Source organism: Microcystis sp. M079S1 (assembly GCF_020246425.1).
Classification (GTDB): Bacteria; Cyanobacteriota; Cyanobacteriia; order Cyanobacteriales; family Microcystaceae; genus Microcystis; species Microcystis aeruginosa.
In genome coordinates, this window is sequence record NZ_JADBSZ010000109.1 from 22,940 (window position 1) to 38,829 (window position 15,890).

Below are 15,890 nucleotides of genomic sequence, written 5' to 3' on the forward strand. Positions count from 1 at the left end.
TCTTGGGGGGCTATTCCCCCTTTTACCTGTTCCCTGTTTTAACTGCTCACCGATAACTGATAACTAAATATGGCTTATTCTCGCATTAAAAAACTAGCAAATTATCTACGTCCCCATTGGCAAATAGTAACTGGGGGGGTAGTTGCTTTGCTTATTGTTAATCTTTTAGGTGTTTATATACCGCTTTTAATCCGGGATAGCATCGATGATTTGAGTAAATCTTTTGACTTCCAAAAAATCATTCATTATCTGATTTTAATTGTCGCTTTAGCCTCGATTATGTGGTTTATCCGCATGATTTCCAGAGTATTGTTATTCGGGATAGGTCGTCAGGTAGAGTTCGATCTTAAACAAAAAATCTTTCAGCATTTATTAACCCTTGAACCTGCCTATTTTTCTAGGCAAACTTCAGGAGATTTAATCAACCGTGCCACTAGCGATGTGGATAATATCCGTCGTCTGGTGGGTTTTGCTTTGCTCAGTTTGGCTAATACTTTTTTTGCCTATGGATTAACTTTGCCCGTGATGTTAGCGATTCATATTCCCCTTTCAATCGCCGCTATTTCTGTCTATCCTTTGATGTTAATTGCTGTGCAGTTATTTAGTGGTCGTCTGCAGCGGCAACAGAAAAAAGTACAAGAAAAACTCTCGCATCTGAGCGATTTAATTCAAGAGGATATGAGTGGTATTACTCTGATTAAAATCTATGCCCAAGAAGGTAACGAGCGCCTAGCATTTAAGCAAAGAAATCGCGAATTACTACAGGCTAATTTAGATTTAGTCCAGACTCGTAATTTTCTTTTTCCCCTGATTGAAGCTTTGGCCTATGTGAGTTTATTGGCGTTGCTTGCTCTCGGTACTAGACAAATTATATCGAGTAATATCACCATTGGGGACTTTATTGCTCTGTTAATTTTGGCAGAAAGATTAGTTTTTCCCACTGCTTTATTAGGTTTCACTATTACTGCCTACCAACAGGGAGAAGTGAGTATCGATCGCCTGGAAACTATCCTATTAGCTGAGGCTAAAATTAAAGACAATGCCGATTGTATTCACTTAAAAAATATTCAAGGAAAAATTACCGCCAAAGCCTTGAATTTTTTATATCCAGATGCTAGGGAACCCGCCTTAAAATCTCTTTCTTTTACCATTAATCCGGGGGAAACGGTAGCGGTCGTCGGTGCGATCAGATCGGGAAAATCTACCCTTGCTAACGCTATTCCTCGTCTTTTAGATATTGCCGAGGGACAGTTATTTATTGATGATCAAGATGTCACTCAAATTGCCCTTGAAGAGCTGCGAAAAGCGATCGCTTATGTTCCCCAAGAAAGTTTTTTATTTAGTACCACCATCGAAGATAATATCCGTTACGGCGATCCGCTGCTGAATTTTTCGGCAGTGGAATCGGCGGCCAAACAAGCGAGAATTCAGGAGGAAATCGAGAATTTCCCGCAAAAATACGGGACTTTAGTGGGAGAACGTGGGATTACTCTTTCCGGTGGTCAACGTCAACGGGCCTCTTTAGCGCGCGCTTTAGCCATCCAAGCACCGATTTTAATCCTTGATGATGCTCTATCTAGCGTCGATAATCAAACGGCCACGGCTATTTTGGAAAATCTCAGCCAAGAAAGCCAAAAAACCGTGATTTTTATCTCCCATCAATTATCGGCCGCTGCCACTGCCGATCGCATTTTTGTCATGGATCGCGGAGAAATTGTCCAGATGGGAACCCACGAGGAGTTAATCGCAATCCCCGGAGTTTATCAAAATCTCTGGCAACAGCAGCAGTTAGAATCTAAGGTTTTACATTAGCCGATAAAATAGGGAATCTGCTAGTTATTGCCAGTTAAGCTGTGGACTATCTCAATTACTCGTTAAGACTGTTTAAATGCAGTACAGCAGTTATCTTTTAGCGACAATGAACAAGGATCAACTTTTAAGCGAACCTTTTTTACAATTACCCACCGAAACATCAGTACAAGTGATTTGGTTTACGGAATTTTTTGGCGCTCGTCATCAGGTGCGCTACGGGGAAAAACTAGAGAAAATGGCCGCCGCTCGCACTAGCAAATTAACTAGAGTTAGAGAAGATACCAAATCGAGAACCGTTGAAGCTTATCAATCTTTAAGCGAGCGAGAAATCTGGCGACATCAGTCCGAAATTACTGATTTAAATCCCGGGGAAAGGATTCCCTATCAAGTCACCAGTTTTCAGGAAAATACAGCGATTAGAAGTGATATTTATACCCTTACCCCAAGACCCAAAAAAGGAACTAATCTCAAAATTCTGCTCACTTCCGATCATCAATTAATGCCCATGACTGCCGCTAATTTGCAAAAAGTTAGCGAAACTATTGGACAGGTAGATGCAGTTTTTTTAGCAGGAGATTTAGTTAATATACCCGATCGAGCTTCCGAATGGTTTGATGATAGTCGCGGTGGGGCATTCTTTCCCTGTTTACAAGGTCGTGCCAATTATACTCTGACAAAGAATGGTATTCAGACTATTTATAAAGGGGGGGAAATTATTCAAAATGCGCCCTTATTTCCTGCTGTTGGTAATCATGAAGTTATGGGCAGATTTTCTAATTCCACAGGTTTAAATGAACAGTTTGAAGATGCTATTCCTGAATTTATTGCTAAACAACTAGCAGCGGATACAGCAGCAATTAATGAAAACTGGTTAAAAAATAATGCTTTTAACATAGAAACCTACGGAGAAATTTTTTCTTTGCCTCAAAATAAATATTATTCTCTAACCTTTGGCGATATTCGTTTAGTGGTTTTATATGTTACTAATATCTGGAGAAATCCCAATTTAGAACCCAGTGCAAGGGGAAGATATTACGAAAATCAAAGAGATTTAGATAGACCCGACCGCTGGGGTTACGGTCAGCATATTTTTGAGCCAATTGTCCGGGGTAGTCCTCAATATCAATGGTTAGAAAAAGAGTTAAATAGTCGAGAATTTCAAGAGGCTAAATATAAAGTAGTTATGTTTCATCATCCTCCCCATACCCTAGGAGGAAATATCGTTCCACCCTACACCGATCCCGTGCCGACAATTCAACGGGATGCCACGGGAACAGTTACATCGGTACGTTATGATTATCCTCAAGAAAATGATTATATTATTCGTGATCTGATTCCTTTATTAGAATCAGCTAAGGTTAATTTGGTTTTTTATGGTCATTCTCATTTATGGAATCGTTTTCTTAGTCCTAAGGGTATGAATTTTCTCGAATCTTCTAACGTTGGTAATAGTTATGGTGCTTATTTAGGTGATAAAAAACGTCCTGTACCTCTCGATAGAAATTATGCGGCCATCGGTAATCCCAATCGATTACCAGCAATTATCCCAAACATTGCTCCTCTAGTGGATTGGGTTAATCAACCTTTACCCTATATTGCCAGTAATGATCTGACGGTTTTTAGCATTTTAGATACAGAAAAAGGAACCGTGAGCAGTTATCGTTTTGATACTCGTTATCCTGACTCCGAGGTAATTAAATTTGATGAATTTGACCTTTTTAGCGTCAGTGAAGTATAATAAAATTAAAAGATGCTGGTTAAATAGATTCTCTTGGGGTTAATTCTATGACTACTGTTACCAGCAATGATATTCAAGAATTGAAAGACTTACTCTCGGCAATGCGACAGGAAAACCGCGAGCAGATGATTTCCCTGCGAGAAGAAACCCGCGAGCAAATTGATACGCTAAAGGAAGATAATCGCCAACAAATAGAAACCCTGAGAGAAGAAAATAACAAGCAATTTATTAACCTACACAAAGAAATCACGGAAGTCAAAATTATCACGGCTAAAATTGAAGGAACAATTCAATCCCAAGCAGTATTAACCCAAAAAATTCCCGATTTAATCGAGAAAGTTGGGGAATTTAAAAACTGGAAACAAATAGCTATTGTTGCTATCACTGCTTTTACCAGTGCCACAATTACTTGGTTTATTCGAGAAGGAAATTTAAAACCTTAAGAAAAAATTTTCCCATAAAAAGCCCCTACTTCTTCGTGGAGTAGGGGGTGAAATAAAGAAGATAAAACTGACAACTTACTTAGCTTTACGCGCTAACAATCCTAAACCCATTAATCCTGCATAAATAAAAGCAGAAGTAGTCGGTTCAGGAACTTGAGTCGTACCATAATCAACAAATACAGTGATCGGGATTTGACGCATGGAAACTAGGCCGGCAGACTCAAAGGTCAATCCCGCGACAAAAGCGACAGGATTGGCTGGGTCTAACCCCGCACTGGTTTCAATACCACGAACACTGAAACAACGGAGAGGTGAAGCAAAGTTAAAAGTCGTGCCTCCCGTCAAGGTTGTGCCACTGGAAGCAAAATCGGTACAGTTCCCACCACTAGAATCTGACCACAATTCATACAAACCATCACCGATACCCGTGGGTAAAAGCACTGAGGTGATATTCGGACCTGAATCGACGATATAGTTATAACCTACCGCCACATCGGGGTCGATAAAGACAGGACGGAGGGGGTTAATGATATTGAAGTCGAACTGAAAACCATCCTCGATAATCATTGGGAGCAAGGGATTGTCACGGCTACTACCAGGTGTTTCACCGTTGCGGATAGCGAAAGACCATAAACCGGGGGTATCAAAGGAAACGTTACTGGTATTGGCTAAGTTTAACACTTCCGATGTGCGCGAACCGGGGAGAGTAAAGAAGTTAGTTCTATTCCCCGCATCGAAACCAGCTTGAGCGGGAGTTCCACCTAAACCACCGCTGCCACCACTGGCATCTCCCGTTGTCCATTGCAGTTGTCCGTAACGAAACTCGATGTCGAAATTCCCATCAAGTCCCGTATCAGGTCGATCCCGGAGGACGACTTGGAAAGTATTGAGTAAATTAGTCCGAGAGTTATAATAGCCTACTCGATCCCAAGTTACAACCGCGGTACTTTGATTGGGAGAAGCCACATAAACCGCCCCAGTACCGCGGGTATCCACATCACCCCAGTAGGGTGCAATCATCGGTTGGTTGGTAATCGGGAAAGGACTGGGAGTAAATTGACCCAGTGGATTAACAAAAGTTAAATTACCGTTGTTGTTGACGAAGAAAGTGCTGAAATCACCGCCAAAAAAGTCAATATTAAAGGGCAAGTTTAACCGACTCGAAGATTGATCATCGTTCGGTCCCTGGGATAATTCACCAAAACCAGCGGGTCCGCCAAAACCGTTGAGTATGACACTAGGATCAGCCAGAGACACTTCTGCACTTAGTCCCAAGCTCATTAATCCGACAAAACCAATGGCAAGATTTTGACAAAAATGAGTGAATCCGTTGTTTTTTTGGGTCGAAACTGTCATTTTAGTTAAACTCCAAATAGTTGAGATCGCTAAAGTTACATTTTTCTGATCGAGTTCATGAAGAACAACCGTCATTATAATCCTATCCATCGAACTACCTTATTTTTACGTACGGAGTTAATTTTTCTTAACAATTCCTAATTGGTGCATTTGCAGAATAGTCGGTTTCAAGGTTTCTCCGAGAGCGGTTAAAGAATATGCAACACAAACGTTAACGAAGGCAGAAGGCAGGGGGCAGGAGGCCGTTTTTGTAACGGAGACCCATACCCCGCTCCAAAAACTTTTCGCCTTTTAAGGCGAGGTTTTAGACCCGATTTTTTCGATAAAGGGCGCAAGCCTTACGCCCTTGACAGAATGATTTTAAACCGATTGCTCTAGCAAAATTGTCTGTTTACCCGACGTTAATAGTAACTGGGTTTGCTTAATTTCTCCCTTGTGGTTACGCCATTGAATGTCAACGGGTAAAGCGGTATTAGGGTCAATTTTGCCTAAACCAAAGTGTAGCACTGGACTTCTCACACCAGAATGACCATTGCCCCCATCTACCTGCGCCACTAGCTGACTGCCATCAGGTAGAGACACCTTAACCGCTGCGCCAATTGCGGGGATACCCATTTTCCCTTTTTCTGAAGAAGGATTAGGGGAGAGCGCAGGGTTTAAAAGCTCTAATTCCAGAGATTGACCGATATTTGGACTATCATTACGATAAAAATAAGAGGTTTCCCACTGATTTGCTACTACAAAGTCTAAATCCCCATCTCCATCCACATCGGCGGTGGCAATTCCTCTGGTGACAGAGGGATCATCTAAGCTTAATTGCGATGCCAAATCATAGTAACGTCCATCTTTACCCCGCACAAAAAAGGGATTATGTTGATGACCACTTAAATCGTCTCCATCTTGGAAATGAAACCAACTATTGGGGATTTTCAGGACTTGATCATTACTCATGGCTAACTCATGTAATTCTGGCCAACGATTGATGTCACCCTTACGAAATCCCGTAGCTTGCAACGCTTCTAACTCCCCATCATTATCAAAATCGCCGAATTTTGTTTCCCAACTCCAGCCACTACGAGAGACTCCCAAGGGTTCGCTTTTATCGACATAAGGGGCGATTCCTCGGGACATTTTCTCCGTTTCTCCCGTACTGGTAAAGAGAAAATGACTTTCCTCTAGGGCGTATTCCGAAGCAATATTACTCACATAGATGTCTAGGAGTCCATCATGGTTAATATCTCCGAAATCTACCCCCATTCCCTTAAAGCTATCATGGCCGAGTACCTTAGAATTGGGTGTCGTTAACCCTTTTTGCCCTTCCAGTAAGGCAAATTGGAGATGTCCTCTAGTAGAACGATTATGTAAGAGGCGATCGGGTCCGAAATCATTGGCAAAATAAATCTCTGGCAATAAATCCCCGTCTAAATCGGCTGTTCCGACGGCCAATGTCCAACCATGAGCAATTTTCTCCTCAAAAGCATCTTGGACTTCTTGATAAGTCACTCCAGTGGTAGAGGCATCGGACCACAAGAAAACTCGATTTTTACCGCCATTATAAGCACGGGTCATCGAATCTTGCATTTTCTCGATTTTCTGAGAATTGACATCCAAAATCTCGGCATTATCTGGGAAGTAATTGCCAATGATTAAGTCTGGGTGTCCGTCCCCATCCAGATCCGAGAAGGTTGCTGCATTGGTGTACCATTTTTCCCTTTTTTGGCTGATTTGCTGCTGAAGATAACCTTGATCTTGCTTGATAAAAGCGATCGGTGTTCGTCCCCAATAATACACTAATAGATCCCTGAGTCCATCTTCATTGAGATCACTGGGAATACATCCCATCGGGGCCATGGTTTGATCGTTATAGTCAAAATCGGTGACATTCAGGGTGAAGGGCTGATAACGATTGCCCGTACCTGGAACAGGGGAGATAATCACCTGATTGCTTTGGGTTTCTACATGACAGAGATCATTATCCAAGCCATCTCCATCGAGATCCCCCAGGGCAACTGCCGCCCCAACTGCCGAAATCCAGGCCGAATGACGGCTTAAACTGGGATTTGTCGGTCTTTCTACTTGATAGGGTTGATTTTCTAATTCGGGTAAGGGAAAACGAGTAAAGGCAAAGCGAGAAGCGATCGCATATCTTTCTGCCATTGATAGGGCAGGGAGACGGGAAACAGAGAATAAGACTAAAATTAGCCCCAATGCCAAGATAGACTTGCTATGGCGTCGGATGAATTTTTCCAAACGATTCATGGTTTCAAAGAAGTAACTACATTCAATCTAAGCTTAAGACAGTTGAGGGGATTAGGTGCGAAAATGACTTTGGATGGCTTGTCGCCATTGTTCATAGGCAGGGATTTGGTCGTGGTAATCTAAGCCGATGAGGGTATCATCAGTGATCTTGGCTGTTTCAGTAATAGCCATTCCACACAAAATTTGACAGGCTATTTCGGTATTTTCCGTGCAGTTTTCGGCTAGTAAACGTGCTTTTGCGGCAAAAGCTGCTCCCTGGGCTAATTCTGCTCTATAAGGTTCAGCCAGCTGTTTTAAATGTTGAATTTCTTCGGGAGAAACTCCCCCCGCATAAGTGCAAGCCAAGCCGATCCCACTCCATAAATGGGGTTGAAGCAGCGGGTCGAATTTTTGGATTTGATCGGCAATTTCGGCAATATTTGCCCCTTTCACAAACCAAAGACTGCGCCCTAACCCTTGGGCAAAGACAAGACGCGCATAACCCGATAATTCTTGAGGAGACTTTCTCTCTCGGATATACTTAGGCCAGGCAAAGTATCCTTGATGAAATCCATAGCCGTCAAGGGCTAACCACCCTAATAGAGAATCTGGAAAATGTTGGGCAGAATGTTCTAATTTTTGGAGATAAAAGCGCAAAGAAAAGGGAATACGGGCTAATTGCCATCCTTTACCTACATAGGCCATGTAAATATGCTTTTTCCCCTCGTTTGCTAAAAAATGCTCAAAGCGATCGCTCTGCCAAGGGGTTAAACAATCTAGCAAAGATAAAGCCATCGCCGCCCCTTCATAAGCAAATCCTCTCAGATTGAGGGTGACACCTTCAAGAAGAGGAAACAAGTCCGCGAGAGAATGAGCCATAATTGCTGCATTATAGCCATAGATAAAAGTTTGCCCGATCGTTTCCAAATATATCCGTTTTTGAGGCTGAACAGCCAGGCCGCCGCTTTGCGGATCACAGATGAATCCACGCTGATTAAAGGTTGCCGCTTGGGGTGAAAGGAGCAACAATCGTTGTGGAAAACGATTTACCTGCCTAGGAGAAAATTTGTGATCAAAATTGACAGCAGGATGCTCGAAGGGTGCGCCTGAGAAATTAGATGCCATTGTTAAAAAAAGTTGACAAAGTTGACAAAGTTGACAACCCTTAATGGGAGGTCTAAGATATGACCTCATGTTACCTTAAACAAAATTGATTTGATATTATAGCAGTTATCTTAATGGTGAGGTACGAAGTGGTGGTTTTGGCGAGCCAGTCGATAAAATTAGGTTACGCTTCATCCTGAGCAGAAACACTGTAATCTTAAGAATTAATCAATTTTAGGCCGATGAATCCTTATCCCTGTTAACAACAATGGCTAACTTTCGCCTTCAAAATTCCCATTCTTTAAAATATTGGTTTTGGGGTCTTTTAGGAGCTTTTATGGGATTTAGCTTGGGAACAACCGTTATTATCTTCTATTTTAGACCAGAATCATCCTTGAAAGCTTCCCAGTTATCGATTTCCTCGACGGTTTCTCCTGATACTCCCGAAGCTGTTGCTGCCCTTGGTTATCTTGAACCTCAAGGTGGAATTACTCAAATATCAGCCACTGCCTTTTTGGAAGGAAGTAGAGTAGATAAAATACTGGTAAAACAGGGAGAAAAAGTTGAAAAAGGCGAAATTATTGCTATTTTAGATAATAATGCCCGTTTGCGAGCAGCCCTGAAACAAGCTCAAGCAAATCTGGATTTAGCAGCATCTAAACTCGAAAAAGTGAGAGAAGGGGCAAAAAAAGGCGAAATTATGGCTCAAGATTCCCGTATGCGTCAAAGCAAAGCGGAATTAGAGGGACAAATAATGAGGCAAAAAGCGGTGATCTCTAGTTTGGAATCGGAACTTGAAGGGGAAAAACTAGGACAAAAAGCTACCGTTGAAAGAATTAAAGCAGAATTGAATAATTCTCTCACAGATTGTCAACGTTATCAATCTTTATACCGTAATGGTGCAGTTTCTCAAGGGGAAAAAGAGCGATTTTGTTTAGAGGCGACAACCACAGAAAAAAGACTCCAAGAAGCTGCGGCTAACTTGCAACGCATTACGACTACTTTAGAACAAAAAATTCAGGAAGCCAGAGCCAATCTACAACGAACTCTTAATACTTTAGAACAACAAATTCAAGAAAACCAAGCTATGCTAAGTGCAGTTACGGAAATTCGTCCTGTTGATCTTCAAATTGCTCAAGATGAAGTAATGACAGCTAAGGCTAATGTAGAACGCACTCAGGCAGAATTAGAATTATCCTATGTGCGTGCGCCCCATGCAGGAAGAATTTTAAAAATTCATACTTTCCCCGGAGAATTAGTGAAAAATGAAGGAATTTTAGAATTAGGAAACATCCAAAAAATGTATGTTACAGCAGAAGTGTATGAAACCGATATTAGTCGAGTTAAATTAGGTCAATCTGTAACAATAAAAACCGATAAAATAATCGGAGATTTAGAGGGAAATGTGGAAGAAATAGGTTGGAAAGTGGGACGACAAGATGTTTTAGGAACCGATCCTGTTGTCGATACAGATGCTAGAGTCATAGAGGTAAAAATTAGCTTAGATCATCTCTCTAGTGCTAAAGTTAATCGGTTAACTAACTTAAAAGTTAATGTTATCATTCACCCTAACTAAATAAGTCATTCATAAGATGAATATTCCCACTGCTTGGTTACAATTAGCTCATAAAAAAACTCGTTTAATTGTTGCACTGTCTGGTATTATTTTTTCGACTGTAATTATTTTTATGCAGTTGGGAATTCGAGATGCTTTATTTGAGAGTGCTGTTCATTTACATAATAGTTTAGAAGGTGATGCTTTCCTTATTAGTCCTCGTTCTACGTCTTTAATTGCTATGGAAAGTTTTAGTGAGCGAAGACTATTACAAACCTTATCCTTTAATGAAGTGGAATTAGTCAGTCCAATCTATGTAGGCTATGCTCAATGGAAAAATCCTGATACAAAAAACTATTGGCGTAATATTTTTGTAATTGGAATTGATTTAAGATATCAAGCATTTAAGGCTGTGGGAATCAAAGAAAATTGGCAAAAATTAAAGCTAAAATATACCACCTTATTTGACCAAAATTCTCGTAGTGAGTTTGGAAATATTGCCGAAGATTTCCAGAAGGGTAAAACTATTATTACCGAGGTGGGAAATTCTGGCAATAATCGAAAAATAGAAGTGGTTGGTCTCTTTGAATTAGGGACATCTTTTGGTTCAGATGGTAACTTATTAATGAGCTACTCTAACTTTTTAAGAATATTTCAGAATCGTTCATCTCGGTTCATTGATATTGGCTTAATTAAGTTTCAACCAGATATTGATCAGCAATCCTTACTCAAAAAGTTAAAGAAATATTTACCGAAAGATGTCAAAATATTAAGCAAGCAAGAGTTTATTAACTTTGAAAAAAATTATTGGGCAACCAGTACAGCTATTGGTTTTATTTTTAATTTGGGGGTATTTTTAGGATTAGTGGTCGGGATTGTGGTTGTTTATCAAATTCTTTATACCAATGTTACAGAATACTTAGCAGAATATGCAACTCTAAAAGCAATGGGATATCACAATCGTTATCTTCTGTGGCTCGTCTTGCAGCAAGCTCTGATTATTGCAGTATTGGGTTATATTCCTGGCTTTTTATTAGGGATGATTCAGTATTATTTTACCCAAAAATCTACCTTACTTCCCATTGAAATGACCCCTACTAGAGCAATATTCGTCTTTGGCTTAACCTTGCTCATGTCCTTGATCGCCGGAGCCACGGCTATTAATAAGCTCCAATATGTCGATCCTGCCGATATTTTTTAGAGGATGTTTGAAAAGGTTTACGGGTAGCGTAGTCATCTAGGCAAGCCGCCTCAACAGGAGTCGGCTCATACTGGGATAAATGAAAGCGGCGGAAGTTTCGGTTTAAGCTCATTTAAACCACTAATTGTCTATAACCAGTCTAGGAGAGTCATTTTTTATCGGTTATTTTTATCTCACATTCCTAGAATTATCCTTTAGCTCGCGATGTGATATTTCTCTAAAGCTAATTTCAGTTGAGCGGGAATTGGAGTGGGTCTGGTTTCACTATCCTCTCGTCGCATACAGGCTGTTTGTTGTTCCCCTTTTGCTACTAATTCTTCACCTTCATCAGTCACTCGCCAATATTCAAATAACATGGTAATTCGGTTTTGTTTAATCTCTCCTAAACGCATCCGAATAATAACATGATCAAAGGCAAATAATTCGGACAGATACTCACAGGATACTCGAACCGTTACTAAAGCCAATCCTTGGCATAATTCTGTGATAATATCTGGGGCATTATCTTTGAGAAACATTTCTCGACAACGACCTTGCCATTGCACATAATTGGCATAATAAACATTACCGACTAAATTGGTTTCTTGAAAACTGACAATGTGATGATATTCGTAGGCTTTCATCATGATTATTTAGCGATTTTTCGAGATTAACAACGGTTTTAAAAGAACGCTATTGACAATTGATCAATTTTGTCAGCTGCTTGTCCTCTTATTTGGTCGATTGTTGCTTAACAACTGCGATGACAAATTCTACTCAAATATGTCTGGATTGCGCTCTGGGTAGGCAACCCATATAAAGTTCATTTTGTCAAGGATTGTTAAGATGCGCTTACCCTGAGAGGCATAAAGTAGGAATTTTAAGATGATCATAGGTTATCCTGATAATGGTAAACTAAACACAAGTTTTTTATTTTCTGATTATACCTCATGAATCAGCCGTTAACTCGTTTTTCTCAAGAATGGTGGTCTGCCTATCAAACGACATGGAACGAACAAGAAAACTTAGGTAAAAAGTTCACTAAATTGGGAAAAGTAATTCTTTGGTTTAGTGATCGTCAGGGGGTTTCTGTTTGTTCAGAATGGGATGATCAGGGTCAGATTGTTAGTTTAGAACTAATTGAAGAAATGGATGAATCTTTACCGATTTTTTCAGCGACTAGAGAGAATTGGGAACGATTTGTTAATCAAGAAATTGGTGCAGTTAAAGCGGTAATGACAGGGTTAATTGATTATCGAGGATCGATGACGATTATTGTTAAATATGGTCGTCACTTTGATTGTCTAGCAGAAGTAGCTCAAAAAGTCAATTAATTATTTTATTTTGACTTTGTATTCCAGTCTGTATTATTTGCCAAAATCCTAGTCACTAATGAATGAAGAAAAGGTAAATCTTGCTTAACAGTATCCCAAACCACGTCTAATTTAACAGAAAAATATTGATGAGTTACTTTATCTCTCATTTTGGCGATATCTTGCCAAGGAACTTGAGGATATTGTTGTCTAATATCCTCAGGAATTTTCTTAACAGCTTCGCCGATAATTTGAATGGCTCTGGTAACGGCAAAAATCGTCTTTTTATCTTGACAAAAATCATCAAAATCCATTCCCTCTGTGAATGCAATCGCTAAACCAATTGCTTCTTCCATATCTCTTAAATAATCTTCACTATATCGCTCAATCATAAATAAATAACCTCTGAGAGAATTTGCTCGCCAATTTTCGGTTTAAGACTATCTTTCATGACTAAATCAACTTGAACGCCTAACAAATCACTAAGATAGTTTTCTAGGCGACAAAAGGTCAATAAACCAAAGTGATATCCTGATTCAAATTCCACTAATATATCAAGGTCGCTGTCTGGTGTTGCTTCTCCCCTAACATAAGAGCCAAAGATTCCTAGTGTTTGAATATGGTACTGTTTCTTTAAATAGGAATTTTGCTTTTTTAAGCAAGTTTTAATATTTTCTAGGTTAGTCATTTTAAGAATTAGGTAATTTTTAAGCACTCACTATTAGAATAACCTTTATTATACAAGAATTGTTGATATAATTAGTGAACTTCTGGCAGAACGTAGGTTGGGTTAAAGCATGAAACCCAACGCCTATTAAAATAACCTTTATTATACAAAAATTGTTGATATAATTAATGAACTTCTGGCAGTTTCGAGAGAAATTTTTTGATCAGTTTACCAAGTTTGGTCATGTTTCGATTATAGCCATCCCTTAAGGAAATAGGGTGAGCAGAACCCACCCTAAGTTAAGTTTATTGGCGTTTCCTGCAAAGTTGGGTTAATCCCAGTCCACCAATAGCAAAAAGTCCTAAGGAAGAAGTATCACTATTTTCGCAGGGGATAGGAGTAGGGTTAGAATTGTCCATTGTTTTTGAAAGATTAGGATATTATTTATTATATAGCAATTAGGTGGGAAAGGCATGGCTGAGGTGACAGCTAATTACGACAAAACATGGAAAGAAGCGATTAGCACTTATTTGGCAGAGTTCTTAAACTTCTTTTATCCCAATATTTATCAAGAAATTGACTGGAATCAAACCCCTATTTCCCTTGATAAAGAATTAGAACAAATTACGGCAGCTGCGGAAACTGAGCAACGCTATGCTGATAAATTATTGAAAGTTTGGTTATTAGATCATCAGGAAATCTGGCTTTTAATTCATATTGAAGTCCAAAGTCAATATGATCTAAAATTCCCTCAGCGAATGTTTATTTATAATTATCGAGCCTTTGATTTGTACCATAAACCTGTTATTAGTTTAGCTATTTTAGGGGATGAAAGTAGGTCTTGGCGACCTGATTTTTATCAATATGGGTTAGGGGGAAGTCAAGTGAGAGTCGATTTTTTAATGGTCAAATTATTGGATTATCAATGGGAAGACTTAGAACAAAGTGAGAATATTTGGGCTATAATAGTCATGGCACACCTAAAAACTAAGGCTACGACTAATAATCTCAGGGAGCGTGAACAATGGAAGTGGAACTTAGTCAGAGGTTTATATCCAAGGGGATTAACCAAGTTTGAGATTATCAATCTAGGGAAATTCATTGATAAAATGATGACCTTACCCCCGCAACTTCAACTTAACTTTAAAACAAAACTCAGTCAATACGAGGAGGAAAACAAAATGCCTTTTTTAAGTACCATAGAAGAAATGGCTCTCGAAGAAGGAGCTAAATTAACTAGCCAAAAGTATATTATTTTAGCTTTACAAAGTCGTTTTGGGGAGATTCCTAATTCCCTGATTGAAACGATTAACCAAATTGAGGATGTGTCTGTCTTAGAGAGTCTTTTTGTTCCCAGTATTACTATTAATTCATTGGGGGAATTTCAACAGCTAGTTAATGACTCTTTATCATAATATGAGAAGGAGAGCAATCATGCTTTTTTTAAGTACCATAGAAGAAATGGCTCTCGAAGAAGGAGCTAAATCAGGAGCTAAATTAACTAGCCAAAAGTATATTATTTTAGCTTTACAAAGTCGTTTTGGGGAGATTCCTAATTCCCTGATTGAAACGATTAACCAAATTGAGGATGTGTCTGTCTTAGAGGGTCTTTTTGTCCCCAGTATTACTATTAATTCATTGGGGGAATTTCAACAGCTAGTTAATGACTCTTTATCATAATATGAGAAGGAGAGCAATCATGCTTTTTTTAAGAACTAGAGACAACTTTTCAGCACAATTAACTAGAAGAATAGGGTAAATAAGCTAAACGGCGCTTAACCTGCATGATCCAATAGCTATAACCCTTTTGGAGTCTATATCGGTGATCCGAAGTAAAAGCCGTTTAGCTTACTCATTTACCCCCATTTTCTTAATACTTTCTTTGACTTGGGCTGAAATTTAAACTAATCTCCCCTCATTCATAGGTGGAAAACGATGATAATACATGGCAATCATCATGGGAATTAGAACCATTAAGTTATAGAAAAGATGCAGTTCTAACCGAGGAAACCAAATTTGTCCAATACTAATAGGAACGCGAGAATCCCATAAGTTTTGACCAATAATTGCCTGTCCTAAGAGTAAAGCGTGTTCAAAATGATGATAGAATTGTAATCCTAATGCCAAATCCCACCAAAGACGAGCTTTTCCATGAAAAGAAGGCCGAAAAATAGCTAACCCTAATAACATAAAAAGAGCGTGTCCATAGTGTAGCCATTCCGAGCGCATTAACCAAGGTTTCCAGAGTCCTAATAACCCTAAACATTCTGGTCTCGGCCATCCTAAACCCCACAATTGATAAGCTTGAATAATATGTTCTGAGATGTGGGCAATAGTCACTATCATAAAGATTTGCATCCCCAATTTATGCCAGCGTCCATTCATCGCATAAACGAAAGAACGGATGATATTTGAAATCAGTTGAATAGGGTTTCTTTGGTTGGGAATTTGTCGAACTGTAGTCATGATTTGGTTCTCCTGTGG

Annotated in this window: 15 protein-coding genes; 8 read left to right on the forward strand and 7 right to left on the reverse strand. The window is 39.5% G+C overall.

Going from position 1 to position 15,890, the window contains the following annotated elements; all coding sequences use genetic code 11:
- Positions 1–69 precede the first annotated feature (69 nt).
- The 3 genes from IM456_RS07145 to IM456_RS07155 all read left to right on the forward strand — a co-directional run bounded on the left by IM456_RS07145 (position 70) and on the right by IM456_RS07155 (position 3,993).
- Positions 70–1,812: an ABC transporter ATP-binding protein gene (locus tag IM456_RS07145; protein WP_149985826.1), complete on the forward strand. Its 1,743-nt coding sequence runs from the start codon at positions 70–72 to the stop codon at positions 1,810–1,812.
- A 76-nt stretch (positions 1,813–1,888) separates the two neighbouring features.
- A complete protein-coding gene (locus IM456_RS07150; protein ID WP_149985827.1) occupies positions 1,889–3,550 on the forward strand; it encodes a purple acid phosphatase family protein in 1,662 nt (553 codons plus the stop codon).
- A 47-nt stretch (positions 3,551–3,597) separates the two neighbouring features.
- Positions 3,598–3,993, forward strand: a complete 396-nt coding sequence (locus IM456_RS07155) for a hypothetical protein (protein WP_253881059.1) — start codon at positions 3,598–3,600, stop codon at positions 3,991–3,993.
- Positions 3,994–4,068: 75 nt separating this feature from the next.
- On the opposite strand, the gene IM456_RS07160 is transcribed toward IM456_RS07155, so the two are convergent.
- The 3 genes from IM456_RS07160 to IM456_RS07170 all read right to left on the reverse strand — a co-directional run bounded on the left by IM456_RS07160 (position 4,069) and on the right by IM456_RS07170 (position 8,712).
- Positions 4,069–5,349: a nidogen-like domain-containing protein gene (locus IM456_RS07160; protein ID WP_287691886.1), complete on the reverse strand. Its 1,281-nt coding sequence runs from the start codon at positions 5,347–5,349 to the stop codon at positions 4,069–4,071.
- A gap of 360 nt (positions 5,350–5,709) precedes the next feature.
- Positions 5,710–7,608 (reverse strand): CRTAC1 family protein, encoded by a 1,899-nt coding sequence (locus IM456_RS07165; RefSeq protein WP_287691884.1) that lies wholly within the window; start codon positions 7,606–7,608, stop codon positions 5,710–5,712.
- A gap of 51 nt (positions 7,609–7,659) precedes the next feature.
- The gene (locus IM456_RS07170) at positions 7,660–8,712 is read right to left on the reverse strand and encodes a DUF1702 family protein (protein ID WP_287691883.1); all 1,053 of its coding nucleotides are present in this window, start codon (positions 8,710–8,712) and stop codon (positions 7,660–7,662) included.
- Between the two features lie 247 nt (positions 8,713–8,959).
- Between IM456_RS07170 and IM456_RS07175 the strand changes: the two genes are divergently transcribed.
- Together IM456_RS07175 and devC are read left to right on the forward strand one after the other, a co-directional pair.
- Positions 8,960–10,267, forward strand: a complete 1,308-nt coding sequence (locus IM456_RS07175; protein ID WP_149985830.1) for an ABC exporter membrane fusion protein — start codon at positions 8,960–8,962, stop codon at positions 10,265–10,267.
- Between the two features lie 16 nt (positions 10,268–10,283).
- Complete coding sequence (gene devC / locus IM456_RS07180; protein ID WP_149985831.1) at positions 10,284–11,447, forward strand: ABC transporter permease DevC; 1,164 nt, start codon at positions 10,284–10,286, stop codon at positions 11,445–11,447.
- Positions 11,448–11,641: 194 nt separating this feature from the next.
- Here devC and IM456_RS07185 read toward each other — a convergent pair whose 3' ends face one another.
- Complete coding sequence (locus tag IM456_RS07185) at positions 11,642–12,073, reverse strand: acyl-CoA thioesterase (RefSeq protein ID WP_287691881.1); 432 nt, start codon at positions 12,071–12,073, stop codon at positions 11,642–11,644.
- Positions 12,074–12,376: 303 nt separating this feature from the next.
- Here IM456_RS07185 and IM456_RS07190 point away from each other — a divergent pair, with 303 nt between their 5' ends.
- Positions 12,377–12,760 carry a hypothetical protein gene (locus tag IM456_RS07190; protein WP_012264713.1) on the forward strand — a complete coding sequence of 128 codons (384 nt, stop codon included), beginning with the start codon at positions 12,377–12,379 and terminating at the stop codon, positions 12,758–12,760.
- Positions 12,761–12,765: 5 nt separating this feature from the next.
- Here the strand turns inward: IM456_RS07190 and IM456_RS07195 are convergent, their stop codons facing one another.
- On the reverse strand, positions 12,766–13,131 hold the full coding sequence (locus tag IM456_RS07195) for a HepT-like ribonuclease domain-containing protein (RefSeq protein ID WP_149985832.1): 366 nt from the start codon (positions 13,129–13,131) through the stop codon (positions 12,766–12,768).
- A complete protein-coding gene (locus IM456_RS07200; protein WP_149985833.1) occupies positions 13,128–13,427 on the reverse strand; it encodes a nucleotidyltransferase family protein in 300 nt (99 codons plus the stop codon). The genes IM456_RS07195 and IM456_RS07200 overlap by 4 nt, the downstream gene beginning before the upstream one ends.
- Positions 13,428–13,879: 452 nt before the next feature.
- Here IM456_RS07200 and IM456_RS07205 point away from each other — a divergent pair, with 452 nt between their 5' ends.
- Positions 13,880–14,821: an RpnC/YadD family protein gene (locus IM456_RS07205; protein ID WP_287705212.1), complete on the forward strand. Its 942-nt coding sequence runs from the start codon at positions 13,880–13,882 to the stop codon at positions 14,819–14,821.
- A gap of 19 nt (positions 14,822–14,840) precedes the next feature.
- Positions 14,841–15,086, forward strand: a complete 246-nt coding sequence (locus IM456_RS07210) for a hypothetical protein (protein WP_149985835.1) — start codon at positions 14,841–14,843, stop codon at positions 15,084–15,086.
- A gap of 219 nt (positions 15,087–15,305) precedes the next feature.
- On the opposite strand, the gene IM456_RS07215 is transcribed toward IM456_RS07210, so the two are convergent.
- On the reverse strand, positions 15,306–15,872 hold the full coding sequence (locus IM456_RS07215) for a hypothetical protein (protein WP_002762574.1): 567 nt from the start codon (positions 15,870–15,872) through the stop codon (positions 15,306–15,308).
- Between the last annotated feature and the right edge of the window lie 18 nt (positions 15,873–15,890).

Bases quoted from the DNA above. Each gene is read 5' to 3' on its own strand.
- IM456_RS07145 (WP_149985826.1), top strand. From the start codon at position 70: ATGGCTTATTCTCGCATTAAAAAACTAGCAAATTATCTACGTCCCCAT.
- IM456_RS07150 (WP_149985827.1), top strand. From the start codon at position 1,889: ATGCAGTACAGCAGTTATCTTTTAGCGACAATGAACAAGGATCAACTT.
- IM456_RS07155 (WP_253881059.1), top strand. From the start codon at position 3,598: ATGACTACTGTTACCAGCAATGATATTCAAGAATTGAAAGACTTACTC.
- IM456_RS07160 (WP_287691886.1), bottom strand. From the start codon at position 5,349: ATGACAGTTTCGACCCAAAAAAACAACGGATTCACTCATTTTTGTCAA.
- IM456_RS07165 (WP_287691884.1), bottom strand. From the start codon at position 7,608: ATGAATCGTTTGGAAAAATTCATCCGACGCCATAGCAAGTCTATCTTG.
- IM456_RS07170 (WP_287691883.1), bottom strand. From the start codon at position 8,712: ATGGCATCTAATTTCTCAGGCGCACCCTTCGAGCATCCTGCTGTCAAT.
- IM456_RS07175 (WP_149985830.1), top strand. From the start codon at position 8,960: ATGGCTAACTTTCGCCTTCAAAATTCCCATTCTTTAAAATATTGGTTT.
- devC (WP_149985831.1), top strand. From the start codon at position 10,284: ATGAATATTCCCACTGCTTGGTTACAATTAGCTCATAAAAAAACTCGT.
- IM456_RS07185 (WP_287691881.1), bottom strand. From the start codon at position 12,073: ATGATGAAAGCCTACGAATATCATCACATTGTCAGTTTTCAAGAAACC.
- IM456_RS07190 (WP_012264713.1), top strand. From the start codon at position 12,377: ATGAATCAGCCGTTAACTCGTTTTTCTCAAGAATGGTGGTCTGCCTAT.
- IM456_RS07195 (WP_149985832.1), bottom strand. From the start codon at position 13,131: ATGATTGAGCGATATAGTGAAGATTATTTAAGAGATATGGAAGAAGCA.
- IM456_RS07200 (WP_149985833.1), bottom strand. From the start codon at position 13,427: ATGACTAACCTAGAAAATATTAAAACTTGCTTAAAAAAGCAAAATTCC.
- IM456_RS07205 (WP_287705212.1), top strand. From the start codon at position 13,880: ATGGCTGAGGTGACAGCTAATTACGACAAAACATGGAAAGAAGCGATT.
- IM456_RS07210 (WP_149985835.1), top strand. From the start codon at position 14,841: ATGCTTTTTTTAAGTACCATAGAAGAAATGGCTCTCGAAGAAGGAGCT.
- IM456_RS07215 (WP_002762574.1), bottom strand. From the start codon at position 15,872: ATGACTACAGTTCGACAAATTCCCAACCAAAGAAACCCTATTCAACTG.